The organism is Komagataeibacter medellinensis NBRC 3288, assembly GCF_000182745.2.
GTDB classification, from domain to species: domain Bacteria; phylum Pseudomonadota; class Alphaproteobacteria; order Acetobacterales; family Acetobacteraceae; genus Komagataeibacter; species Komagataeibacter medellinensis.
The window spans coordinates 2,242,751-2,266,027 of sequence record NC_016027.1; the positions used below are offsets into that span (position 1 = coordinate 2,242,751).

Annotated in this window: 21 protein-coding genes; 12 read left to right on the top strand and 9 right to left on the bottom strand. The window is 63.3% G+C overall.

Annotation, left to right across the window (positions count from 1 at the left end):
- Entirely contained in the window at positions 1–228 is a 228-nt protein-coding gene (locus GLX_RS18155) for a hypothetical protein (protein ID WP_148268584.1), read from the bottom strand.
- Between the two features lie 363 nt (positions 229–591).
- On the opposite strand from GLX_RS18155, the gene GLX_RS10485 reads away from it, so the two are divergent.
- The 5 genes from GLX_RS10485 to GLX_RS10505 all read left to right on the top strand — a co-directional run bounded on the left by GLX_RS10485 (position 592) and on the right by GLX_RS10505 (position 4,933).
- Positions 592–1,260 (top strand): energy transducer TonB, encoded by a 669-nt coding sequence (locus GLX_RS10485; protein WP_014105943.1) that lies wholly within the window; start codon positions 592–594, stop codon positions 1,258–1,260.
- A gap of 87 nt (positions 1,261–1,347) precedes the next feature.
- On the top strand, positions 1,348–2,358 hold the full coding sequence (locus GLX_RS10490) for a MotA/TolQ/ExbB proton channel family protein (protein ID WP_014105944.1): 1,011 nt from the start codon (positions 1,348–1,350) through the stop codon (positions 2,356–2,358).
- 2 nt (positions 2,359–2,360) lie between these two features.
- On the top strand, positions 2,361–2,783 hold the full coding sequence (locus GLX_RS10495) for an ExbD/TolR family protein (protein ID WP_014105945.1): 423 nt from the start codon (positions 2,361–2,363) through the stop codon (positions 2,781–2,783).
- Positions 2,784–2,837: 54 nt separating this feature from the next.
- Positions 2,838–3,275 (top strand): ExbD/TolR family protein, encoded by a 438-nt coding sequence (locus tag GLX_RS10500; RefSeq protein WP_014105946.1) that lies wholly within the window; start codon positions 2,838–2,840, stop codon positions 3,273–3,275.
- A gap of 305 nt (positions 3,276–3,580) precedes the next feature.
- The gene (locus tag GLX_RS10505) at positions 3,581–4,933 is read left to right on the top strand and encodes a nucleobase:cation symporter-2 family protein (RefSeq protein WP_014105947.1); all 1,353 of its coding nucleotides are present in this window, start codon (positions 3,581–3,583) and stop codon (positions 4,931–4,933) included.
- Between the two features lie 222 nt (positions 4,934–5,155).
- Here GLX_RS10505 and GLX_RS10510 read toward each other — a convergent pair whose 3' ends face one another.
- Positions 5,156–6,544: an MFS transporter gene (locus GLX_RS10510; protein WP_014105948.1), complete on the bottom strand. Its 1,389-nt coding sequence runs from the start codon at positions 6,542–6,544 to the stop codon at positions 5,156–5,158.
- Positions 6,545–6,642: 98 nt separating this feature from the next.
- Positions 6,643–7,923 carry a phosphoribosylamine--glycine ligase gene (purD, locus tag GLX_RS10515; protein WP_014105949.1) on the bottom strand — a complete coding sequence of 427 codons (1,281 nt, stop codon included), beginning with the start codon at positions 7,921–7,923 and terminating at the stop codon, positions 6,643–6,645.
- A 67-nt stretch (positions 7,924–7,990) separates the two neighbouring features.
- On the opposite strand from purD, the gene xseA reads away from it, so the two are divergent.
- The 4 genes from xseA to GLX_RS10535 all read left to right on the top strand — a co-directional run bounded on the left by xseA (position 7,991) and on the right by GLX_RS10535 (position 11,257).
- Positions 7,991–9,451, top strand: a complete 1,461-nt coding sequence (gene xseA / locus GLX_RS10520) for an exodeoxyribonuclease VII large subunit (protein ID WP_014105950.1) — start codon at positions 7,991–7,993, stop codon at positions 9,449–9,451.
- A gap of 20 nt (positions 9,452–9,471) precedes the next feature.
- Positions 9,472–9,828 carry a BA14K family protein gene (locus GLX_RS10525; protein ID WP_014105951.1) on the top strand — a complete coding sequence of 119 codons (357 nt, stop codon included), beginning with the start codon at positions 9,472–9,474 and terminating at the stop codon, positions 9,826–9,828.
- Between the two features lie 172 nt (positions 9,829–10,000).
- Positions 10,001–10,408, top strand: a complete 408-nt coding sequence (locus tag GLX_RS10530) for a MerR family transcriptional regulator (protein ID WP_041247808.1) — start codon at positions 10,001–10,003, stop codon at positions 10,406–10,408.
- Positions 10,409–10,534: 126 nt separating this feature from the next.
- Positions 10,535–11,257 (top strand): OmpH/Skp family outer membrane protein, encoded by a 723-nt coding sequence (locus tag GLX_RS10535; RefSeq protein WP_041247809.1) that lies wholly within the window; start codon positions 10,535–10,537, stop codon positions 11,255–11,257.
- Between the two features lie 189 nt (positions 11,258–11,446).
- On the opposite strand, the gene ybaK is transcribed toward GLX_RS10535, so the two are convergent.
- From ybaK to metH, 6 genes are all read right to left on the bottom strand, one after another.
- Complete coding sequence (gene ybaK, locus GLX_RS10540; RefSeq protein WP_014105954.1) at positions 11,447–11,920, bottom strand: Cys-tRNA(Pro) deacylase; 474 nt, start codon at positions 11,918–11,920, stop codon at positions 11,447–11,449.
- Positions 11,917–12,669, bottom strand: a complete 753-nt coding sequence (locus GLX_RS10545; protein ID WP_014105955.1) for an SDR family NAD(P)-dependent oxidoreductase — start codon at positions 12,667–12,669, stop codon at positions 11,917–11,919. The genes ybaK and GLX_RS10545 overlap by 4 nt, the downstream gene beginning before the upstream one ends.
- The gene (gene purF, locus GLX_RS10550; RefSeq protein ID WP_014105956.1) at positions 12,666–14,180 is read right to left on the bottom strand and encodes an amidophosphoribosyltransferase; all 1,515 of its coding nucleotides are present in this window, start codon (positions 14,178–14,180) and stop codon (positions 12,666–12,668) included. The genes GLX_RS10545 and purF overlap by 4 nt, the downstream gene beginning before the upstream one ends.
- Before the next feature lie 51 nt (positions 14,181–14,231).
- On the bottom strand, positions 14,232–14,798 hold the full coding sequence (locus tag GLX_RS10555) for a CvpA family protein (RefSeq protein WP_014105957.1): 567 nt from the start codon (positions 14,796–14,798) through the stop codon (positions 14,232–14,234).
- A 131-nt stretch (positions 14,799–14,929) separates the two neighbouring features.
- Positions 14,930–15,334, bottom strand: coding sequence for a phosphoribosyl-ATP pyrophosphatase (locus GLX_RS10560; RefSeq protein WP_014105958.1), 405 nt, complete (start codon positions 15,332–15,334; stop codon positions 14,930–14,932).
- Between the two features lie 66 nt (positions 15,335–15,400).
- Positions 15,401–18,910: a methionine synthase gene (metH, locus tag GLX_RS10565; RefSeq protein ID WP_041247357.1), complete on the bottom strand. Its 3,510-nt coding sequence runs from the start codon at positions 18,908–18,910 to the stop codon at positions 15,401–15,403.
- 196 nt (positions 18,911–19,106) lie between these two features.
- On the opposite strand from metH, the gene GLX_RS10570 reads away from it, so the two are divergent.
- From GLX_RS10570 to GLX_RS10580, 3 genes are all read left to right on the top strand, one after another.
- Positions 19,107–19,493, top strand: coding sequence for a hypothetical protein (locus GLX_RS10570; protein WP_041247358.1), 387 nt, complete (start codon positions 19,107–19,109; stop codon positions 19,491–19,493).
- Between the two features lie 83 nt (positions 19,494–19,576).
- A complete protein-coding gene (locus GLX_RS10575) occupies positions 19,577–21,823 on the top strand; it encodes a peptidase domain-containing ABC transporter (protein WP_014105961.1) in 2,247 nt (748 codons plus the stop codon).
- A complete protein-coding gene (locus GLX_RS10580; RefSeq protein ID WP_014105962.1) occupies positions 21,820–23,274 on the top strand; it encodes an HlyD family type I secretion periplasmic adaptor subunit in 1,455 nt (484 codons plus the stop codon). The genes GLX_RS10575 and GLX_RS10580 overlap by 4 nt, the downstream gene beginning before the upstream one ends.
- The last annotated feature ends 3 nt before the right edge of the window (positions 23,275–23,277 follow it).

Below are 23,277 nucleotides of genomic sequence, written 5' to 3' on the forward strand. Positions count from 1 at the left end.
CTATCGTTTCGAGTTGTGTTCTTTTTGTCCGGAGCCTGCATGCGCCATGATAATATGGCCCGGAAAACAGGTTGTCGAAGGGCCAAAATCCGATTTTTTCCTTATTTTTTTAACAGTTTGCTTGACTGGGATTTTTTTTTGATCAAGCTGGCGATAACGGTTTTTCACAGCTCTGCCCGACAGGAAATTAAGGACAGTTTGAACGCGTTGGTTTTCCCGCCAGATCATGATCCGGCAGGCAGGGTATCAAGACAGATCATTTCATATAAGATCAGGGTTGATTTCGAGTTGGTAATAATGTTTATGGATAAATCGTGATGAATGAGTGGTTTGGCCAGTTGGGGCAGGGTGCATGCGGTGTCTGTACATTGGCATATGCATTGCCTGGAACGGCGGCCATTGTGTTTTTCCGTTCCGCCGGAAAAACGGATTGGCGTGTTTCGCGGCTGAACCGGGGAGAACAAGGCGGATCGCATCAGTCGTTTCGTAGAAATTTGGTCATACTCCCGTAGTAAATTTGGTGAAATCAGAACATCCAGAATAAATTTTCCAATAATTCCTTCCTAAAAACTATGCCGTTCTGAGTGAGGTATGGGTATGACGTATGCGGAACAGAGTGATAATACACTACAAAAGGTAATTGTTTTCGCCCTTGTCCTGGCATTTGAAGGGTTGCTGGTTCTGGCGCTCCTGTACGGGCTTGGCTCCGCGCCTGATGCCCCGCAGGAGCCGTCCAAGCCGCCTGTGGAAGTGCACATGATCAAGGAGCCACCGCCGCCACCGCCGCCACCACCGCCGCCGCCGCCACCGCCGGAAATTACGCAGCCGCCGCCGCCGTACATTCCGCCGCCGAAAATTCAGGTGCCGACACCGCCGCCGCCGATGAAGGTGACGCACACGAAGCCGCCAAAGGCCATGCCGCCGGCACGGGCCACCCCGCCTGCCGATGCGCCCGTGTCCAACGCGCCGCCCGTGCCTGACCACATGGCCGGAACGTCGCCGCTGAACCACGTGGTGCCGGAATACCCCGAAGAGATGTCGGAAGAAGGCCGTGAAGGCGTGGTATCTGTGGCATGTGACGTGGAACCGACCGGTGTCACCAGCAACTGCCAGGTGGTGAATGTAAAGGGCGGCCAGGCTTTTGCTGACGCCGCGCTGAAGGCGGTACGTCGTTCGCGTTATGCGCCGGCTGTCAAGAATGGTGTGCCCGTCAAGGAGTTCCACCATCTCTATACGATCACGTTCAGTCTGAATGACTGAGCCTGAGTATCAAGGTCAGGCACGGCGGGGGTCGGCAGCACCCCGTCGCCTCGGAAAAAACATCCTGCTCCAGAGGATTTTGGTTAAATGATCAGACTGCATCGTAAACACACTTTTGTTGCCTCGGCTGCTTTCGCTGCCATGCTGTGCGCGGCTTCTCCGCTTGCCGCGCTGGCACAGGATGCCGCCCCGGCCGCTAGCGATGCGGCCCCGGCACCTGCGGTTTCCGCACCCCAGACCGATGGCAGCGGCGCCCCCGCTACCCCGGCGCCGGGTGCAGACGCCCCGGCCGTGCAGGCTCCCGCCGCTGGCGACGCCACACCTGCTCCCGCAGCGGATGCCGCCCCCCCGGCCGATGCCCCCAAGGCACCCGAAGGCAACCCCTATGGCCTGGGTGCGCTGTGGGCCAATGGTGACTTTATTGCCCGTGGCGTCCTGCTGATCATGGTCTTCATGTCGCTTGGCACATGGTACATCATGATCACCAAGTTCTTCGAGCAGGCCCGCGTGATGAACGCAGCCAAGCAGGTGATGAGCGATTTCTGGACCAAGGGTTCCATCAAGGAAGGTGCCGCGGCGCTGCCCGCGAACTCGCCCTTCCGCTACATTGCCGAGACCGGCGTGAAGGCGGCTGAGCACCATGAAGGCACGATGCAGGAATCCATCGACCTGCATTCCTGGACCACCATGTCCATCCAGCGTTCGGTTGACGTGATCCAGACCAAGTTGCAGGGCGGCCTTGCCTTCCTCGGCACCGTGGGTTCCACTTCCCCGTTCGTCGGTCTGTTCGGCACGGTGTGGGGTATCTATCACGCGCTGACCGCCATCGGCATTGCCGGCCAGGCTTCGATCGACAAGGTTGCAGGCCCGGTTGGTGAATCGCTGATCATGACGGCCATCGGCCTTGGCACTGCGGTGCCGGCGGTTCTGGGCTACAACCTGCTGGTCCGCCGCAACAAGGGCGCGATCGACAAGGTGCGCAACTTCGCGGCTGACGTGCAGTCAATCCTCATGGGTGGTTATCGTCACGGCGCCGATATTGTGGTGCATGCTGACAACTCCCCGACCACAACGACTATCGACAACCGGGTGGGCTGATCATGGGTATGCAAGTTGGAGGTGGCGGCGATGAAGACGAGGTGGTGTCGGCCATCAACACCACACCGCTTGTCGACGTCATGCTGGTGCTGCTGATCATCTTCCTGATCACCATCCCCGTCGCGACACATACCATCAAGGTCAAACTTCCGATGGATGCCAACCAGCCGACCCGCACGATGATAAACAACATCGTCATTGCGGTGACGCCAACCGGGCAGGCCTACTGGAACGAGACCCCCTTGACCAGCTATGCCGACCTGGAATCCCACCTGGAGCATGTAGCCGCGCAAACCCCGCAGCCCCAGATCCAGATTCGCGGTGACCAGACGGCCAAGTACGAAGGGGTGGGCAAGGTGATCGCGGCCTGTCAGCAGGCGGGTATCGTCCACATTGATTTCATTACCGAGCAGCCGCACGGCTGATATCCATTCCCGGCTGGGGCGCATGCCCCGGCCACTTTTGGGAGAGTAGACGCCATGGGCATGAATGTCGGCTCAGACAGCACCACAGAGGACGAAGGTATTGTCGATATCAATACCACGCCCCTGATTGACGTCATGCTGGTGCTGTTGATCATGCTGATCATCACCATTCCGCTCCAGACGCATTCAGTTTCGATCGACCTGCCGCAGGGTAACCCGCCGCCGTCCACCGCGCCCGACCCGGTGGTGGATACGGTGGCGATCGATTTTGACAATACCATCACCTGGAATGGTGAGCCCGTTGCCAGTGATGCGGACCTGCAGGCCCGCTTCAAGGATGCGGCGGCCCAGCCCGTACAGCCGGAAATGCACATCCACCCTGACCGCCTGGCTAGCTACAAGGTTGTGGCCAAGGTTCTGGCGGATGCGCAGCGTCTAGGCGTAAGCAAGCTTGGGATCATGGGCAGCGACCAGTTCATGGATGCGCAGTAACATGGCCATCCGGCCCTGATTCGTGGGCACAGACAGCACGGCATAACGGCCCTTCCCTGTGGGGAGGGCCGTTTTTCATGGCATGCCCCATGGGGTCTGGCATCTTTCCCGGCTGCCGTGCACAGGGGGCGCGACCTGGCTGTTGTGCCGGGGAAACCTGCTGCGGTGGTTGCGGCCTACTTTTTCCTGCCTGCGCTCATCCATGGATATGACGGGTTTCCCTTTTTTTGCAGGAAGCAGGATTGTCTGTATGACGCAACTGCATTGCGAGGGGATGCAGGCTCACCAGCAAGAAGAAATGGCGTATGACAGGAACGAGACCATCCCACCCGGTAGATGAAATGCTGCCGGTAGTCAGGCTATTTGCCTTCGGGGTGCAGCATGCCCTGGTCATGTATTCTGGAACCGTGGCCGTACCGCTCGTTTTTGCGGTGGCCATGCATATGTCCGCGGCCCAGACGGTACTGCTGATCAACTGTGGCCTGATGACTTCAGGCATCGCCACGATCATGCAGAGCGTGGGATTTGGTCAATTCGGTTCGCGCCTGCCCATCGTGCAGGGATCATCATTTGCCATGATGGCATCCATGTTGCTGATCGGGCAGGTCTATGGCATCCGTTCGGTTTTTGGTGCCGTCATGGGCGCGGGTCTGGCCATGGTGGTGCTGGCGCCATTGATGGCGCGGCTCATGCGTTTTTTTCCGCAGGTCATCATTGGCTGCCTGATCACCATCATCGGGCTGACACTCATTCCGGTCGCGGGGCGCTGGGTTGGCGGCGGGACGCCGGGTGCGCCAGATTTTGGTAGTCCCATCAACCTGTTCCTGGCTTTTGTCACCATACTCATCACCGTGGCGGTACAGGCCTGGGGGCGAGGGTTCATCGCCAATATCAGCGTGCTGGTGGGGCTTGTGGCGGGCAGTATCGTGGCGGCGCTGTGTGGCATGGGGCATTACGCCATGGTGGCGCAGGCACCATGGTTTGCGCTCAGTATGCCCTTTGCTTTCGGCATGCCGGAATTTCATGTCATGCCCATAACCATCATGCTGCTGAGCATGATCATCATCGTGGCAGAAACCGCAGGCAACTGCCTTGCCATTGGCCGGTTGGTAGATGTGCCCGTAACCGATACCACCATAGCGGGTGCCCTGCGCGCCGATGGGCTGTCCACCCTGCTGGGTGGGGCGTTCAACAGCTTTCCCTATAATGCCTTTACCCAGAATACCGGGCTGGTCGCCATGACCGATATCCGCAGCCGTTTCGTGGTGGCGGCGGCAGGGGGGATCATGATCGGACTCGGGCTGTTTCCGAAACTTGGCGCCCTCATCGCGGCCCTGCCACCGCCGGTGCTGGGCGGGTGTGGGCTGGTCATGTTCGGCATGACAACGGTGGGAGGCGTACGGGAGCTGCTGCATGTGCGATTCGAGGGTACGCGCAATGGCCTGATCGCGGCTGTATCCCTGGCGCTGGGCATGCTACCGACGGCCTGCCCGGACCTGTTTGCCCATCTGGGTGGGCTGTGGCGGCTGTTGCTGTGTAATGGGGTGCTTTTGTGTATCCTGTCAGGTGTTACGCTCAACCTGCTGATAGGTGAGCGTGCACCGGACGGAGACGGGGCGAATGCCTCCCCCTCCATACCCATACCGCCGGGTACCTGACAAAGCTGGAAAGTGTTGAAGCCGATCACGGGCTTTCACGTGACCGGTCAGCCGGCGCGGGAGCCAGTTGCCTGAACCTGTTTTCCGAACCGGGGGCCCGCCGCATATGCCTGCCTGAAAACATCGAGCAGTCATAAGGCTGTTTTCGGTAAAGTCTTCCTGAAAAAGGCGGCACTCGGAAATGTCTGCTGTTCTGGCAATATGTTGTTTTCAGCCAGTCGTTTATCTGGCTGGCGCGCGCGCGCCAAGCAGGCGGGCCGCGCTGCACAGCATGCCCATAAAGGCGACGATGGCGCCAAAGCCAAGGCAACTGCGTTCCGCATCATGCGTGATCAGGCCAAACGCCATGGCCACGAGCATCGCCCCCGTGGCCTGCCCGCACTGCCGGGCAATCTGGACCATGCCCGATGCGCTACCCGAGCGGCCCGGAGGGGCCGTGACCATCATGATGCGGTTGTTGGGTGGCTGGAATACCCCAAACCCCATGCCCCCCAGTGCGATGCGCCAGGCAATATCGTACCAGGTGGGGTTTGCAGGCAGCATGTACAGGGCCAGAAACCCCATGGAGGTCATGCCCAGCCCCACCGAGGACAGGATGGCGGCGGGCACCCGGTCTGACAGCCTGCTGATGAGCGGGGCCACCGCCATGATACCGACAGGCCACGGTGTCATGAGCAGGCCAACGATGGCGGGTGGATAGTGGAACAGGGATTGTAGCGTGAAAGGAAACGAGATCATGAACAGGTTCGAGGCCACGAATGCCACGAACCCCACCACCGTGCCGCTGCGGAAGGCGCGGATGTGCAGCATGTCGATGGGGAACATGGGATGGGCCTGCCCATGCTGGCGGCGGACCAGCAGCCAGCCGGCGGCAACCCCCGTCATGACCAGCCCGATTACCTGTGGCGCCCCTGCGTGATGGGCGACTGAATCACCTGCCATGATCAGCGCGCCAAAGGCGAATATGTTGAGCAGCGCGCTGGTACCGTCAAACGAACCGGGGTTGACCGGCGTGCGCGGGAGCGAGCCCAGCGCCAGCACCAGGGCCGTGATCCCCAGCGGGATGTTGAACAGGAACAGCCACGGCCAGTTGGCAAAGGACAGGATGATGGATGCCACGGTCGGGCCACCGCCCACCCCCAGCGCTACCATCACGCCATTAAGCGCGATCCCGCGCCCCAGTATGGCATGCGGGTAGATGAAGCGGATCAGCGCGATGCTGACACTCATGATGCACGCGCCGCCCACGCCCTGCACCGCGCGTGCCAGCGCCAACGCCAGCAGGGTATGTGACAGCGCGCAGAACAGTGATGCCACCGTCAGCAGCGCCAGCCCGATCTGGCACAGCCGCGCAAACCCGATTCGCGTGCCAAGGGCAGCCATGGGCAGCAGCGAGACCACGCTAGCCAGCTGGTAGGCATTGACAATCCACACCGCCGCGGCCGGGGAGACATGCAGGTCCCCCGCTATGGTGGGCAGGGCGACATTGGCAATGGCGTAATCCAGCAGCGCCAGCAGAACCGACAGCGCCACGGCGGTTACCGCGCGCACGCGTGCGGCACCATGCAGACCTTCGCCTTCAATCAGGACAGGTTTGGGCTGGGGGGGCATGGGCAGGCACTTTTCGGGCTGTTATGGAGCTGTAGCTTGTACACGTAACGATAACCCGAGCGCGTCCATGCGACCACCGGGAGTTTCCAGCCGGTTGCTCAGCCCAGTGCGTCCAGTGCGCGCTGGCCGATATCGTGGCGGTAGATGCCATCAGGCCAGTCAATTCTGGCTATACCTTCATAGGTACGCACCCGCGCGCTGGCCAGCGTGTCGGCCGTGGCACATACGGCCAGCACCCGGCCGCCTGTGGCAACAAGGTTGCCCGCGTCATCCAGTTTCGTCCCCGCCTGGAATACGCGCACGCCCGGCACGCTCTCCGCCTGTGTAATGTTGCGTATGATCCCACCGGTCACCGGCCTGCCGGGGTAGCCGCGGGCCGCCATCACCACGCTTATGGAGAACTGGTTGGAAAAGCGGATGTTGGTCCGGGTCAGGTCTCCCTTGGCCACGGCGGCGAGGGCCGCCAGCAGGTCGCTTTCCAGGCGGATCAGCAGGGCCTGTGCCTCCGGGTCACCAAGGCGGACATTGTATTCGATCAGTTGCGGGCCTGCCTGTGTCAGCATGAGGCCGGCAAAGATAATGCCGGTAAACGGCGTGCCTCGCCGCACCATCTCGCGCAGCATAGGGCGCACCAGCAGGTCAAGCGCTGCTTCCTGCGCCGCATGGTCAAAGCCGGCAGGCGGCGAGACCGCGCCCATGCCGCCGGTGTTGGGGCCGGTGTCGCCATCGCCAATGCGCTTGTGGTCCTGTGCCGCACCGATCAGCACGGCGGTTTCCCCCGCACAGAAGGCGAAAAGCGAGACTTCATCACCCACCAGGCAGTCTTCTATCACCACGCTCTGGCCCGCCTGGCCCAGCGTGCCATCGGTCATCATGTCGGTAATGGCCTGCTCGGCTTCGGCAACGCTCTGGGCCACGACCACGCCCTTGCCCGCCGCAAGCCCGTCGGCCTTGACCACGACCGGCGCGCCGTGGCTACGGACGTAATCCAGTGCCGGGCCTGCGGCATCAAAGCGTTCCCACCGTGCGGTGGGAATGCCGGCTGCGTCACAGACTTCCTTGGTGAAGGTCTTGCTGCCTTCCAGTGCCGCCGCCGCCTGCGTGGGGCCGGCACAGGCAATGCCCGCCTGTGCACAGGCATCGGCAATGCCAGCCACCAGCGGGGCCTCGGGGCCGGGTATCACCAAGTCGATGCGCTCACGCCGTGCCAGTGCGATCAGTCCCGCTACGTCATCCGCCTTTACGGCACGGTTGGTGCCCAGTGCAGCGGTACCGGGGTTGCCCGGCGCAATGAACAGAGCATCAAGCAGGGGGGAGCGCGCAATGGCAGCGGCCATGGCATGTTCACGTCCGCCCGATCCGACCAGCAGCACCCGCATCACTCTGTTCCTCCCGTTTTTCATATCTGCCCTTTCGGGGTGGCCGTCTCTATCATACCTTGGGTGAATGGATGAACAGTTTCCCGACTCCGGCCGCATCATGGGCGGCAATACGCCGGAATTCTCGGTTGCCGAGATTTCGGGCGCGATCCGCCGCACGCTTGAAGGCACGTTTGGCCGCGTGCGCGTACGTGGTGAAATCACGGAATTCCTGCGCGCCCGCTCCGGGCATCTGTATTTCGCGCTCAAGGATGAAGGGGGCAAGCTGTCCTCTGTCGTGTGGCGGGGCACGGTGCCCCGGTTGGGGCTGAAGCCGGAAAACGGGGTGGAGGTCATTGCCACGGGCCGGATCTCCTCCTATGGCGAGCGGTCTTCGTACCAGATGGTGATCGACCGGCTGGACTATGCGGGCGAGGGCGCGCTGCTGGCCCGGATCGAACGCCTGCGTCTGCGCCTGGCGGAAGAAGGGCTGTTCGATCCGGCCCGCAAGTGCGCGCTGCCCTTCCTGCCGCGCGTGATCGGGGTGGTCACATCGCCGCAGGGCGCGGTGCTGCATGATATCCGCACCACCATTGCCCGCCGCTTTCCCCATCCTGTGCTGGTGTGGCCCGTGGCGGTACAGGGCGAGGGGGCAGCCGAACAGATCGCCCACGCCATTGCAGGCTTCGATGCGATTGAAGGAAGCCTCGCACTGCCCCGCCCCGATGTGCTGATCGTGGCGCGTGGTGGCGGTTCGCTGGAAGACCTGATGGCCTTCAATGACGAAGGCGTGCTGCGCGCCGTGGCTGCTTGCCGTATTCCGGTCATTTCCGCCGTGGGGCACGAGACGGATACTACGCTGATCGATTTCGTGTCCGATTGCCGGGCACCTACCCCCACCGCCGCCGCCGAAATGGCGGTACCGGTGCGGGCAGAACTGGAAGCAGGTCTGGCCCAGCGCGCAGCCCGCCTGCGGGGCGGGCTTGCGCGCAGCCTGCAACTGGCACATGCGCGCCTTGACCGGGCTGCGGCGGCCCTGCCTGACCTGCCCGGTGTAATGGAAAACGCCCGCAGGCGTCTTGATGACCTTGGCTACCGGCTGGATCTTGCGCTGCCCACGCATATGCGCCACCTGCGTGGGCGGCTGCAAAGTGCTTCTGACCGGCTGCCAGCCCCCCACATGGTCCTTGCGCTGCGCCGGGCGGAGCTTGCCCGTGTAGGCACCGCCAGCCAGCAGGCGATGGGCGCGCTGCTGCGGCGCGGCGAGGCGCGCCTTGGCCGCCTGCGTGTGCCCCCCGCCGTACTGGTCTCGCAACTGCACGCCAGCGCTAGCAGGCTTTCGGGTGCTGGCGGACGGCTGGATTCGCTCTCCCCCCAGGCGGTACTGGCACGCGGCTACGCGCTGGTGACGGACAGCACGGGCAGGCCGCTGGCGCATGCGGCGCAGGCCCGCCAGGCGGCGGAAGTGGTGATGACCTTTGCCGATGGCCAGGTTGCCGCCCGCCCGCTGGGAGCGGGATCGCGCAGCCAGGCGCATCTGGATCTGTAATACATAGACAGGCAGGATATATGACCATACGCACACGCTTCTGCATCACCGCTGCTGCCCTGCTGCTGGCGGGGTGTGCGGCCCAACCGGCACCACGGGCCGGCACCGCCACGCCCGGCCGCATTCCGCCGCAGGATTTCGCCCCCGGCGTGACGGGCGAGGAAACAACGCCGACAGGGATTGTGCTGACCAACGACCCTTCCGCCCCGGCCGACACCCCACTCTGCGGCCATGCCGCGCGAGAGGCCAATGCCCTTGGCGCCACCGTGCACCCTGACATCACGCCCCTTGTCAGCCCCTGCGCTGCCAATGCCTGTTTCGATGCGCAGACCGGCACCTATATTGCCGATGATGGTAGCCGACGGGTCTGCCGCTAGGGCACCCGGTCGCGGTCAGGCCCCGGTCAGGTCGCATGGGTCATATGCCTGATACGGGCAGGAACGGTCCATATTCCGATTGACTTGCCGCGCGGCGATGGTGGACCCTTGGCCCATCATGAACCTTCCCCCACCACCCGGCACGGCAGGTGAACCGCAGGCGACGGTGCACATGTTCCCCCTCAAGCGCATGCTTTCACTGCGCGAAGCGGCGGAACACCTGGGCATTACGGTGCGGCGGCTGCGCACCCTGCGCCTTGTCGGTGCGGGTCCGCATGCCGCCATGCGCAACAAAGGCGCGGTGATGTTCCGTATCGAGGATCTCGATGATTATGTGGACGGTCTGTACCGTCGCGCCAACATCTCGCATGCCGAGCAGGGCCGCCACCGCAATGAGTGGCGCGGACGGATTACGGGCGTGCCGGAGGAGGCCCGCCCAGGGCTGACCGATTCCTTCATGCAGATCATAACGCGTGATGAACTGCTGGAAAAAGGCGCGAACCGGGGCTTTCGCGTGCTGTTTCTGGGGGGGCTGTGCCTTATTTTCCTCTCCCATACACCGCTGATCTGGCGGCTGTAGGGCGGCTGTTGACGCATTTCGCGGCAAATGCGCTTTTTTTGCCTGTGCGGGTATGTTCTTTCGCCATACGATCCGCTACGCAGAAACCACGATAGCGGAACAATAATGGATCGTATGATGACAGGTATGCGCAGCAGCATCATGGCCCGTACAGGTAAGGTGGGCCTGCGGGGCGCACTTTGCGGGTTGGCTCTTGCCCTGACCCCGGCCCTTGCCATGGCGCAGGATGCCGGTGGCGGACAGCCCCAGCCCAATCCCATCCTGCCCATGCCGCCCGTGCCGGAATTCAAGCCGCTGCCTGCGGGCGCGCACCCGGCCGCACCCGTTATCGGCATTTTCAACACGCAGCAGATCATGGCGCAGTCCACTGCCGTGCAGAAGCTGCAGGCTGAGCTGGGCACCCGGCGCGAAGCACTGGTGAAGGACGTGCGGGCGGAAGATGCCCAGCTTCAGGCGCTGCGCCAGTCCATCATCAAGGCAGGCAAGGCCCCCACGCCGGAGCAGCAGCAGGAACTGCAGAAGCGCGTGATGGCCGATCGCACCAAGTTCGGCAACCGCAACCGTATCCTTGAAGAAGACGCACAGGTCGCGCTGAACCAGGTCCAGCGTGAAATGCAGCAGATTGTCAGCGCCATTGCCGCTTCACGCGGGATGACACTGGTGCTGCAGGCCGGTACTGCCGCCCTGCACGACAACAGCCTTGATATCAGCGAGCAGGTCGTAACCTACCTGAACCAGGTGCTACCGACCGTCTATCTGCCCGGCCCCACGGAAGACCCCGAGGACATTGCCAAGAGCGGCAAATACCCGGTCATGCCGTTCCAGCCCACTGATAACGGCGGCGAGTGACCGGCTGTCTGAAAACGGCTGATCAATAAGAAGCCGTAAAAGTTTCCGGGTGCCGCCTTTTTTCAAAAAGGCGGCTTTCCCTGAAGTGCTCTGCAAAACGCTTCACTAGATATTTTCTTATGATTGACGCACCGGTTTGCCAGACCGTGTCCTATTGCCGGTCTGAAGACAGGCCGGCAGGGTTGTGTATCAGGCCAGCAGGTCTGCCGTCAGCGCGCCGGTGGCCCTGATCGCATCGGTGGCCGACAGGCGTACCAGATAACCCCGCTTCCCCCCGTTTATGATGACGTATGGCTGTTCCAGTGCCTCCTGCGAAAGTGCGGTCCGTGCCCGCCTGCGCTGGCCAAAGGGGCTGATCCCGCCTACGCGGAAGCCTGTGGCGCGTTCGGCCTCTGCCGGCGGCATCATCTCGGCTGACTTGCCGCCAAAGGCTGCGGCGACCTTCTTCATGCTGATTGTAGCTGCTACCGGCACCACCACACAGGCAGGCTTGCGATCGACCAGCACCATCAGCGTCTTGAATACGCGCGCCGGGTCTTCCCCGATGGCGGCGGCGGCATGGTTGCCGGTCTGTCCGGCGGTCGGGTCGTATTCATATTCCACGACATCAAAGGCAATTCCCGCCTTTTCCAGTGCGGCCGTGCCGGGTGTTGCCCTGCTCATGTCTCGGCTCCCTCCTGTGTGGTATCGGCATGGCGGCATGCCCCCTGTGGCTGGGGACCGGGCAGGCATAGCCGTACGATCTGGGGGGCAATGGCTTCGGGCGTGGGCAGGCTGGCCATGTCCAGCGCGGGCATGGCCAGCCTGCGCAGGCGGGTAGCCACCATGCCGGGTTCAAACAGGTTGATGCGCAGCGGACTGTGTGCAGGCAGTTCGCGCACCCATGTGCGTACAATGGCATCCTGCGCTGCGCGGGTGGCGGCAATCAACCCCCAGAAGGGTTCTGGCGCGGTGGCATGGCGGTCGGTCAGGAAGACCGCCCGCCCTGCGGGTGCGCGTTCGAGGAGCGGGGCCAGCGTGCGGATCAGCCGCCATGTGGTGATGGGGCCGCCCTGCAGGCCGCGCTCCCAGTCCTGTGGATGCAGGTGGGGTAGGGGGGAGAGAATGCCCAGTTCCCCCGCACAGTGTACCAGGCAGTCCAGCCTGCCTTCCTGTGCGGCGATGGAGGGGCCGAGCGTATCCAGCCGGTCGCCTTCCGCCAGATCCAGCGGCAGCAGGGTCGCACCCTGCCCGGTATGCTGGCGGATCAGGTCATCGGTCTGTTCCAGTGCGCCCTGCGTGCGGGCGGTGACAATGCACCGTGCCCCCGCGCGGGCAAGGGTCACGGCCACCGCGCGGCCAATGCCACGGCTGGCACCGGTAACAAGGGCCACACGCCCCGCAAGCGGTGTGGCCTGTGGCAGTTCGGTCATGCGGGTTCGGGGTGGTGTTCGGCTTCGTAATCAACCAGTTCGATCGGGTAGTCACCGGTAAAGCAGGCATCGCAGTAGCGGTTACATGCGTTCTTGCGGTCCTTGTAACCCAGCGCGCGGTACAGCCCGTCAAACGAGATGAAGGCCAGGCTGTCTACGCCGATCAGCTTGGCCATTTCCTCAATATTGTGCTGGGCGGCCAGCAACTGGCTGCGTTCGGGCGTATCGATGCCATAAAAGCAGGAATGCGTGGTGGGGGGGGAGGAGATGCGCATGTGCACTTCCTTTGCTCCCGCAGCCCGCACCATGTCCACGATCTTGCGCGATGTGGTGCCGCGCACGATGGAATCATCGACAAGCACCACGCGCTTGCCATCCAGTACGGGACGGTTGGTGGAATGTTTCATCTTGACGCCCAGGTTACGGATCTGGTCGGTCGGCTCGATGAAGGTGCGGCCCACGTAGTGGTTGCGGATGATGCCCAGTTCGAACGGGATCCCGCTCTCGGCGGCAAAGCCCATGGCCGAGGGCACGCCCGAATCGGGCACGGGCACGATCACGTCGGCTTCCACGCCACTTTCGCGCGCCAGTTCCACGCCAATCTGCTTGCGGGTGTCATACACGGCCTTGCCATCCATGATGGAATCGGGTCGGGCGAAATAGATGTATTCAAACACGCAGAAGCGCGACTGCGTGCTGCCGAACGGCTTGAGTGAGCGGATGCCCTCATCATTGATGATCACGATCTCGCCCGGTTCGACATCGCGCACGAACTCCGCACCCACAATATCGAGCGCGCAGGTCTCACTGGCGAGTACCCATGCGCCTTCCGTACCGTCTTCCTCGCGCAGGCGGCCAAGGATGAGCGGGCGCACGCCCAGCGGGTCGCGCACGCCGATCAGTTCATTGCGCGACAGCACGATCAGCGAATACGCACCCAGCACCTGTTTGAGTGCATCGATCAACCGGTCCACCACGTTGGAATACAGCGAGATGGCGATCAGGTGGATGAACACCTCGCTGTCGGTGGTGGACTGGAAGATGCATCCGCGCCGCACCAGCGCCTTGCGCAGGGTGTCGGCATTGGTCAGGTTGCCGTTATGGGCCACGGCCAGGCCACCGAACTCAAAATCGGCAAAAAGTGGCTGCACGTTGCGGATTAGCGTAGCCCCCGTGGTGGCGTAGCGGTTATGGCCCACCGCACAGTGGCCGGGCAGGGTGGCCATAACGCGGGAGTCGCCAAACACGTCGCCCACAAGCCCCAGTCCCTTGTGGGTATGAAAGCGCGCGCCGTCATACGATACAATGCCCGATGCCTCCTGCCCGCGATGCTGGAGCGCATGCAGGCCGAGTGCCGTGAGCGCCGAGGCATCATTGGCGTTCCAGACGCCAAAGACCCCACATTCCTCATGTGGCTTGTCATCATCATGCCGCCACTGGGCGGCGATATCATCACGTTCGTGCTGTGTGGCCGGGTTGCCGGAAACAGCATGGAAGCAGGGACGGGACATGGTCAGCGATCTTTCCTTGACGGACGGAGACGGCGGGTACCGCCAGAAGGCTCAGATGGGCGCGTCATGCCGCGTCCCGGTGGGTTGCGCAAGGTGCGCGGGCAACTTATCCGCCCCAACGGCATTCAGGTAAATTACACTGCTGCCGATAAGGGGCACGATCCGGCTCGATCGCATGACATCGGGCCATTGTGCTGCGGGAATAAGGGCGGTTATGCCCGCGTAAAGGATGACAAGGCAGATATAGCCGCGCACCAGACCGAACAGCAGGCCCAGCACGCGGTCCAGCCCCGACAGGAGGGAACCCTGTACCGCTCGTCCCGAGATGTGGGCAGTCGTGGTGAAGATGACAAGAAGAGCCAGGAACAGCACGGCAAAAGAGACAAGTGCCGCCAGCGTATGGTTGCTGATCCATTGCGTGGCATAAGGTATAAGGGCACCGTACCAGGCTACCGCCAGCACGAAGGCCATGATCCACGCCGCCAGCCCCAGTATTTCGCGCGAGAAGCCACGGACTGCGCCAACCAGCGCTGAAAGCCCGGCAATGGCAATGGCTGCTATGTCAATCCAGTTCATGCGTGCCAGACCACAGGGTGCCGACAGGCATGTAACAGGCATGGACCCGGTCCATTGATCGCATTATTTCCTGCTGTTCCGCCTGCGGCCAGCTTATGCCACCGGTACGGCCCAGCGCATAGGCCAAAAACGGGGTCCGTTACGATTTGGGGCCTGTACGCGGGTATGCCGGTTCAGGGTAGCTTGGTAGTGCGTATTTTCCATGACCGCTTGCGTGCGGTGACGGGGGCGCCACGGCGTTGGGTCATGTTCAGGCTCAGCAGCAGGTTGCCCATGCGGGTGCGGCGGTCCAGTTCGGTCCAGACATCTTCGGCATCAACACCCTGTTCGGCCCAGATCCGCAGCAGTTCGGCCAGTACGTCGGCACTGTGTGCCACAAGACCCGCATGGTCCTGTGCAATCAGGTCCATCACGCATTCTTCCGCAGCGTATGTAAAAGCCCGCCCGGCTGCGTGCTGTGCGGGCTTGCGCGCCACCAGGGAACTGTGGGCCGCCAGCCGTGCCTGTAGCGGGCCGAGTGCCGTGGTGGCGGTCAGCGCGGTGGTGGTTTCTGCCGGCGGGGAGAGTGGGCGGGACATGTCATGATGATGGCCATTATTTCTCTTCCCGGTCAACTGGCCCGGTCGGGCAGCAGCTTCCCGCCCTCAGATCGAGAAATACTTGGCATGCGGGTTGAGGATCACCAGCGCGGATGTGGACTGTTCGGGGTGCAACTGGAAACCATCGGTCAGGGAGACGCCAATCTTTTCGGCATCGAGCAGTTTCAGGATCGGCTCCTGCTCTTCCAGCCGGGGGCAGGCAGGGTAGCCGAAGGAATAGCGTGACCCCCGGTAGCCCTGCTGCAGCAGCTTCGCCATGTCGCGGTCATCCTCGGCGGCGAAGCCCATTTCGGCGCGGATGCGTTTGTGGGTGTATTCCGCCATGGCTTCCGCCATCTCTACCGACAGGCCATGCAGGTAGAGGTAATCCTTGTACCGGTCCGCCTCGAACCATTCACGCGCGCGGTCGGATGCATCCTGCCCCACGGTCACGACCTGCAGGCCGATCACGTCGCGCCGGGCATCGTCAATGTCGCGCACGAAGTCGGCAATGCAGGCCCCATCCGCGCGGGGCTGGCGGGGCAGGGTGAAGCGGGCGACCTCGTTTACGCCGTCTTCGCCAAACAGCACGAGGTCGTTGCCTTCGCCTGCCGCCTTCCAGTAGCCATAGCTTGCCTTGGGGTGCAGGATGTCGTGCTCCGTGCACAGCGCCAGCATGTGGCGCAGCACGGGGCGCAGTTCCTTGCGCGCCCAGACCATGAAATCATCGAGCGAACGGCCCTGTTTGCGAAAGCCCCACTGGAACTGGTACAGCGAGCGTTCATTGAGGAACGGCAGCACGGCCTCCGGTGTCGCCTCCAGCACGCGCGGCCCCCAGAAGGGCGGGACCAGCACGGGTTCGTCGGCTGTCAGTTTTTCGCGGCGCGTGCGGGCGGCAGCCTTGTCCACGGGACCGAATCCACGGGTTTCGGCGGCTTCGATATCCTGCGTGCGGCTGGTGCGCGTGGCCTTGCCCGCGCGACGGGACGCGATGGCGGCAAGGTAGGTGTCAAACTCCCCCTGCGCCACCTTGTCCATCAGCGACAGGCCATCAAACGCATCACGCGCATAGGCCACACGCCCGTCTTCGCCATAGGCTGCGGTGCAGTCTTCTTCCACATAGTTGCGTGTGAGCGCCGCACCACCCAGCATGACCGGCACGTCAACGCCCTGACGGTTCATTTCCTCAAGGTTTTCACGCATGATGACGGTGGACTTGACCAGCAGGCCGGACATGCCGATGGCGTCCGCCTTGTGCTCGCGCGCGGCTGCGATCATGTCCGCCACCGGCACCTTGATGCCAAGGTTGATGACCCGGTAGCCGTTATTGGTCAGGATGATGTCGACCAGGTTCTTGCCGATGTCATGCACGTCACCCTTTACGGTGGCCAGCACCATGGTGCCACGGGCCTGACCCTCGGTGCGTTCCATGTGGGGTTCCAGCCAGGCCACGGCGGCCTTCATCGTCTCGGCGGACTGGAGCACGAAGGGCAGTTGCATCTTGCCCGCGCCAAACAGTTCGCCCACCACCTTCATGCCATCAAGCAGCACGGTGTTGATGATGTCCAGCGGCGCCATGTCGCGCATGGCCTCCGCAAGGTCTTCTTCCAGCCCCTTGCGGTCCCCATCGACAATGCGGTCCTTCAGGCGTTCGGGCGCGGTTTCGGCCCGGGCCTTTTTCACCGCGTCGGCGGCCTTGCGGTCGGCGAAGATCTCAAGGATGCGCTGCAGCGGGTCGTAGCCTTCCGCGCGGCGGTCGAAGATCAGGTCCTCGGCCACCTTCACCTCATCCGCTGGTATCAGGTGCAGCGGGCGGATTTTCGAGACATGCACGATCGCCGCCGTCATGCCCGCGCGCACCGCGTGGTCAAGGAACACCGAGTTCAGCACCGCGCGCGCCGCAGGATTCAGCCCGAACGAGATGTTGGACAGCCCCAGCACGATCTGGATATCGGGGAAACGCTCGCGGATCTGGCGGATGCCCTCCAGCGTCCATTCACCCAGCTTGCGGTCATCTTCCGTGCCGGTGCCGATGGTGAATGTCAGCGGGTCGATCATCAGGTCGGATTGCGGCAGGCCATGCTTTTCGCATGCAAATTCGACAAGACGGGTGGCGATGCGCAGCTTGTCTTCCGCTGTCTTGGCCATGCCCACTTCATCAATGGTCAGCGCAATGACGGAGGCACCGAACTTGCGCGCCAGCAGCATGCGATCGGTGGCGATGGCTTCTCCATCCTCGAAGTTGATGGAGTTGATGATCGGCTTGCCGCCATGCAGCTTGAGGGCGGCCTCGATCACCGGGGTTTCGGTGGAATCAATCACCAGCGGCGCATTGACCGAGGAGGTGAAGCGGGTGACGACCGCGTTCATCTCCTTCATTTCATCACGGCCGACGAAGGCGGTGCAGATATCAAGAGCGTTGGAGCCTTCGGCCACCTGTTCGCGGCCCAGTGCCACGCAGCCATCCCAGTCGCCTGCTTCCTGCAACTGCCGCCATTTTTTCGATCCGTTGGCGTTGCAACGTTCGCCGATCGAGAAATAGCTGTTTTCCTGTCGCAGCGGCACCTGTGAGTACAGGCTGGCGACAGACGGGATCCATACCGGCTTGCGTGGCACGGGGGCGGGGCGGATGCGGCCCGTGCCCTCGGCGCGCTTGCGCAGCATCAGGTCCAGCGCCTGCGTATGCGGCGTAGAGGTGCCGCAGCATCCGCCAATCAGGTTCAGCCCGTCCTCGGTAATGAAACGCTCGACCCAACTTGCCATTTCGGCCGGGGTCAGCGGGTAATGCGTGGTGCCATTGACCAGTTCGGGCAGGCCCGCATTGGGCTGGACCGAAATCAGGCCCGGCCAGTTTTCAGACAGCCAGCGGACGTGTTCCGCCATTTCCTGTGGGCCGGTAGCGCAGTTCAGGCCCATCAGTGGCACATCCAGCGCGTTGATGACCGTAGCGGCGGCGGCAATGTCGGGGCCGACCAGCAGCGTGCCGGTGGTTTCCACCGTGACCTGCACGAAAATCGGGGTATCCACGCCCAGTTCGGCACGCGCGATCTTGGCGCCATTCACGGCGGCCTTGATCTGTAGCGTGTCCTGGCACGTCTCGATCAGGAAGCAGTCAACACCGCCTTCAATCAGGCCACGGCACTGTTCCGCAAGTCCCGCTTCAAGTGTGTCGTAATCGATATTGCCCAGCGAGGGCAGCTTGGTCCCCGGCCCGATGGAGCCGACAACGTAGCGGTGGCGGCCATCGGAAAAGGTTTCGGCGGCTTCTCGCGCCAGATGGCCTGCGGTGCGGTTGATTTCACGCGCGCGGTCCGCCAGCCCGAATTCCGCCAGCGTAATGGGCGAGCCGCCAAAGCTGTTGGTTTCCACCATGTCGGCCCCGGCCTCGAAGTAGCCGCGATGGATCTCGCGCACCAGTTCGGGGCGTGAGAGGTTCAGGATTTCGGTGCAGTTTTCCTGCCCCCAGTAATCGCGCTCGACCTCAAGATCCAGCAACTGCACGCGCGAGCCCATTCCGCCATCACAAAGCAGGACCTGGTCGCGTAGGGCATCGAGAAGGTGGGGGCGAGTGGTCATTGTTATCCTGAAATCTGCTGACAGGGGATACGGCATTCCCTGCGGCCACTTATGTATCCATGGCTGACATGTTCGGGCCTGTCCTTGCATGAAGGGACTATGCCGGGGTTTCCTTATTCCCTTAACTGCCGCCTTGTGTCCAGCATCAGTATCCCGCGCGGGGCATGTGGCGGGACACGGCGGCAGGGAGAAAGCCATGAGTGACGACCGGCGTATTGGACTGGAATTTGTGGCAGACCCTGCCGCCGTGCCGTCACGCGCGGGTACCTTGCTGGTGGCGGGGGCAGGTACGGTGCCCGCAACCATGCCGGGCTGGGCAGGGGTTGTGGTGGTGCCCGCCGCATCCCCCACAGCATTTGCCGCCATGGCGCATGGTATGGGGTGCGGCTGCTGTACGCCGCGTGGCAGTGTGGCCACCGTGCTGGCCGATGCGTTCCGCAGCCGGGCCATCGGGGCGCTACCGTGGTTCGACCGCGTGGCCGTGCTGCCCCCGCCCGGACTGGAAGCGGCATGGCGCGCGGCACTTGCAGGCGACGTGCTGGTCTGCGCCCGCTTTGCGCTGCAACCGGGCAACGTGGGGTAAAACCGGGGCCTGTTAAGGAACCCTTCGCTTTCTGTCCCTACGTTCCATCGCGTCAGGGAACACATGCAAAGCAAAGGGATGAAGTGGGCCATCCAGACCAATCAGCCGACCCGTCGGCCAGCGGACCACACGCGGATCGCCCCGCGCCGGAACTGATCCGCCTGCAGGCGGTGCTGCGCGCGGCCCGTTTTCATGGCATCGACCTCGATATACGTGATTTTGCCGCTGAACCGGGCGAAGTCTCGCCCTCCATCCCCGCCCTTGCGCGCTGGGTGGAGGAAAGCGGGGGGGCGACACAGGGCATGCACCTGCAATGGCGTGAACTCGTACGCCTGCGTGATGTGCCGCCGGTGGCCCTGATGTTTGCCGATGGCTCAGCGGGGCTGATGGTGGGGGCGGATGATACCAATGGCGTGATCTGGCTGGTCGATCCCTTCGCCAGCCCAGACATCCCGCCCGTTGCGGTGGACGAGATGCGCCTCAACGCCGTGTGGACGGGGGACGTGCTGCTGGTGCGTGGCCGCCATGGCCAGGGGGCGGCGGAAGAGCGCATCGACTTTGCGTGGCTGCGGCGGCTGGTCATGGGGGAGCGGGGGCTACTGCGCGATGTGGTCATCGCGTCGATGGTCATGAGCGTACTGGCCATCTTCCCGCCGCTTATCGTCATGCAGGTGATTGACCGGGTGGTGAACTTCCATTCCCTGTCCACCCTCGTCTCGCTGAGTGTGCTGGTAACGGTCATGGCGTTTTACGAGATCCTGCTTGGCTACGCCCGGCGCGAGATCACGCTGGTGCTGACGACGCGGCTGGATACGCGCATTTCGCTTGCCATCTTCGACCGCCTGCTGGCCCTGCCGCTGGAATTTTTCGAGCGCGAGCAGGCGGGCAACGTGATCGGGCGGGTCAGCGCTATCTACAGGGTGCGCCAGTTCATGACCGGGCGGCTGCTCAGCACCTTCCTTGATATGTTTACCCTGCTTGTGGTGCTGCCCTTCCTGTTCTGGCTCAGTGGCGTGCTGGCGTGGATGACAGTGGTGGCGGCAGCCCTGATCGGGGTGGTGATCGTGTTGGCCATGCCCACCATGGGGCGGCTGATGGCCCGGCAGGTCCGTGCCGAGATGGATCGCGGTGCCGCACTGTACGAAACGGTTGCGGGCATCCGTACGGTCAAGACACTGGCGCTGGAACCCGTGCGCCGCGAGGTATGGGATGAAAAAACCGCCGATGTGGTCGGCGCCTCGCTCGATTCGGGGCGTATGGGCAACTGGGTGGCCACCGCCGTCATGCCGCTGGACCTGTTCATCAACCGTGGCATCATCCTGATCGGGGCATATCTGGCCATTTCCTCCACGTCTTCGGGCCTGGAGGCGGGGGCGCTGATGGCGTTCATGATGCTGGGCAGCCGGGTTGCGGCCCCGCTTGTGGGCATGGCCCGGCTGATCGATGACCTGAACGAGGTACGAACCGCCCTGGCCGAAGCCGGTTCCGTGCTCAACCGCCCGACCGAGACCCGGGCACTGACCACCGGCCTGCGCCCGCCCATCCATGGCGCGCTGTCGTTCTCCGATGTGTGCTTTACCTATCCTGGCGGGACCACGCCCGCGCTGTCCGGTGTCACCTTCAGCGTGCCGGCGGGCACCATGCTGGGGCTGGTCGGGCGCAGCGGGTCGGGCAAGTCCACCATCACCCGGCTGCTACAGGGGGTCAGCCGCAGCTATACCGGCCAGTTGCGGCTGGACGGGATTGACCTGCGTGAGATCAACCTGACCTACCTGCGCCGCTCCTGCGGGGTGGTGTTGCAGGACAATTTCCTCTTTCGTGGCACCATCCGCGACAACATCATCGCCGGTCGCCCCGGCCTGACGCTGGAAGACGTGGTACGCGCGGCCCGCATGGCGGGGGCGGAAGAGTTTATCGAACGCATGCCCGCAGGTTTCGATACCTGGATCGAGGAAGGCTCCACCAACATTTCAGGCGGTCAGCGCCAGCGCCTTGCCATCGCGCGCGCGGTGATTTCCGACCCCAAGCTCATGATCCTTGATGAAGCGACCTCCGCCCTCGACCCGGAAAGCGAGGCCGTGGTCAACGCCAACCTGCGCCATCTGGCACAGGGGCGCACAATGGTCATTGTCTCGCATCGTCTGGCTTCGCTGGTTTCGTGTCACAGGATCTGCGTGATGGAGCAGGGGCGGGTGGCCGATATCGGCACGCATGACGAACTGCTGGCGCGCTGCACAATCTACCGCACGCTGTGGCGCCAGCAGAACCGCCATATGGAGGAAGATGACGGCATCCCGCCACCGGGCGGCATGCAGGGAGATGTGGCATGAACGGGCGCGACCTTGTCCCCCCCACACCTGATGATGCGGACGGGGAAGGCACGGGCGGTATCCTGTCCGTGCTGCCTCCGCCACAGGCGGATACGCCCACCGACCTGCCGCCCGCGCTGCTGGCATTCTATTCCCCCAGTGCCGCGCTGGTGGAACTGCCGCCATCGGATGCGGCGCGGTATGTGGTTTGGCTGGTCGCGGCCATGGCGGCCATGGGGCTTGCGCTCATGACGTTCTTCCCGCTGGATCGGGTGGTGAGCGTAAACGGCAGGCTGACCCCGTTTGATGACACGATGGTCCTCCAGCCGCTGGAGACCTCGATCATCCGCTCGATTGAGGTGCATGAGGGGGATACCGTGCATAAGGGGCAGGTCCTGGCGCGGCTGGACCCCACCATGACGGATGCGGACGTAACCAACCTGCGCCGGCAGGTCATGGCCTACCGTGCCGAGGTCGCGCGCCGCATGGCGGAGGCCGAGGGCAGACCTTACACGGCGGATGTGAACAATCCCGCTTCGGTGCAGGAGGCGGCGGCCTTCCTGCGGCGGCAGGCGGAATACAATGCCCAGATGTCCAGCTACGACCGGCAGGTGGCGGGACTGCAAAGCGAACTGCAGGGTTATGAGGCCAGCGCCGCCATGTACGCCGCCCGTGCACGCGTGGCGCATGACGTGCAGGACATGCGCGTGCGCCTGCAGCACGAGCAGGTGGGCAGCCGCCTGTCCACGCTTGCGGCACAGGATACGCTGATGGAGGTCACGCGCTCACAGGTGGCCGCCCGGCACGAGGCCGACAGCACCCGCGCCAAGCTGGATGCCATGAAGGCCCAGCGCGACGGTTATGCCAGTAACTGGCATGCCACCGTGTACCAGGACCTCGCCCTGGCCCAGCACCGTCTGGCCGAGGCCGATGGCAGCTACAGCAAGGCCATGCTGCAACATGAACTCATCATCATGCGCGCCGACCGTGATGCCACCGTGCTCAGCATTGCCCACCTGTCGGCCGGTTCGGTCATCCAGGCTGCAAGCCCGCTGCTGACACTGGTGCCCGCTGGCAGCCATCTGGACATGGAAGCCACGTTGCGCGGGGTGGATGCGGGCTATGTGCGGGCAGGAGACCATGCGCTGCTCAAATTCGCTGCCTTTCCTTACACGCAGTATGGCGGGGCGGAGGCTTCGGTGCGTTTCATAAGCCCCGATTCATTTGCGCAGGCAGACGGCAGGCCCGGCAACAGCGCCCAGCAGGGCAGCGATGCGGGGGATTCGATGAATGCCTATTACCGTGTGCGCCTGTCCATCGACCGCTACACCCTGCACGGGGTGCCCGCCTTCTTCCGCCCCCAGCCCGGCATGCCGGTCGAAGCCGACATTCATGTCGGGCGGCGGACGATGATGCAGTACCTGCTCAACCGCCTGATCCCCGCCGTGACCAACGGCATGCGCGAACCCTGACAG

Bases quoted from the DNA above. Each gene is read 5' to 3' on its own strand.
- GLX_RS18155 (WP_148268584.1), bottom strand. From the start codon at position 228: ATGATCTGGCGGGAAAACCAACGCGTTCAAACTGTCCTTAATTTCCTG.
- GLX_RS10485 (WP_014105943.1), top strand. From the start codon at position 592: ATGGGTATGACGTATGCGGAACAGAGTGATAATACACTACAAAAGGTA.
- GLX_RS10490 (WP_014105944.1), top strand. From the start codon at position 1,348: ATGATCAGACTGCATCGTAAACACACTTTTGTTGCCTCGGCTGCTTTC.
- GLX_RS10495 (WP_014105945.1), top strand. From the start codon at position 2,361: ATGGGTATGCAAGTTGGAGGTGGCGGCGATGAAGACGAGGTGGTGTCG.
- GLX_RS10500 (WP_014105946.1), top strand. From the start codon at position 2,838: ATGGGCATGAATGTCGGCTCAGACAGCACCACAGAGGACGAAGGTATT.
- GLX_RS10505 (WP_014105947.1), top strand. From the start codon at position 3,581: ATGACAGGAACGAGACCATCCCACCCGGTAGATGAAATGCTGCCGGTA.
- GLX_RS10510 (WP_014105948.1), bottom strand. From the start codon at position 6,544: ATGCCCCCCCAGCCCAAACCTGTCCTGATTGAAGGCGAAGGTCTGCAT.
- purD (WP_014105949.1), bottom strand. From the start codon at position 7,923: ATGCGGGTGCTGCTGGTCGGATCGGGCGGACGTGAACATGCCATGGCC.
- xseA (WP_014105950.1), top strand. From the start codon at position 7,991: ATGGATGAACAGTTTCCCGACTCCGGCCGCATCATGGGCGGCAATACG.
- GLX_RS10525 (WP_014105951.1), top strand. From the start codon at position 9,472: ATGACCATACGCACACGCTTCTGCATCACCGCTGCTGCCCTGCTGCTG.
- GLX_RS10530 (WP_041247808.1), top strand. From the start codon at position 10,001: ATGTTCCCCCTCAAGCGCATGCTTTCACTGCGCGAAGCGGCGGAACAC.
- GLX_RS10535 (WP_041247809.1), top strand. From the start codon at position 10,535: ATGCGCAGCAGCATCATGGCCCGTACAGGTAAGGTGGGCCTGCGGGGC.
- ybaK (WP_014105954.1), bottom strand. From the start codon at position 11,920: ATGAGCAGGGCAACACCCGGCACGGCCGCACTGGAAAAGGCGGGAATT.
- GLX_RS10545 (WP_014105955.1), bottom strand. From the start codon at position 12,669: ATGACCGAACTGCCACAGGCCACACCGCTTGCGGGGCGTGTGGCCCTT.
- purF (WP_014105956.1), bottom strand. From the start codon at position 14,180: ATGTCCCGTCCCTGCTTCCATGCTGTTTCCGGCAACCCGGCCACACAG.
- GLX_RS10555 (WP_014105957.1), bottom strand. From the start codon at position 14,798: ATGCCTGTTACATGCCTGTCGGCACCCTGTGGTCTGGCACGCATGAAC.
- GLX_RS10560 (WP_014105958.1), bottom strand. From the start codon at position 15,334: ATGTCCCGCCCACTCTCCCCGCCGGCAGAAACCACCACCGCGCTGACC.
- metH (WP_041247357.1), bottom strand. From the start codon at position 18,910: ATGACCACTCGCCCCCACCTTCTCGATGCCCTACGCGACCAGGTCCTG.
- GLX_RS10570 (WP_041247358.1), top strand. From the start codon at position 19,107: ATGAGTGACGACCGGCGTATTGGACTGGAATTTGTGGCAGACCCTGCC.
- GLX_RS10580 (WP_014105962.1), top strand. From the start codon at position 21,820: ATGAACGGGCGCGACCTTGTCCCCCCCACACCTGATGATGCGGACGGG.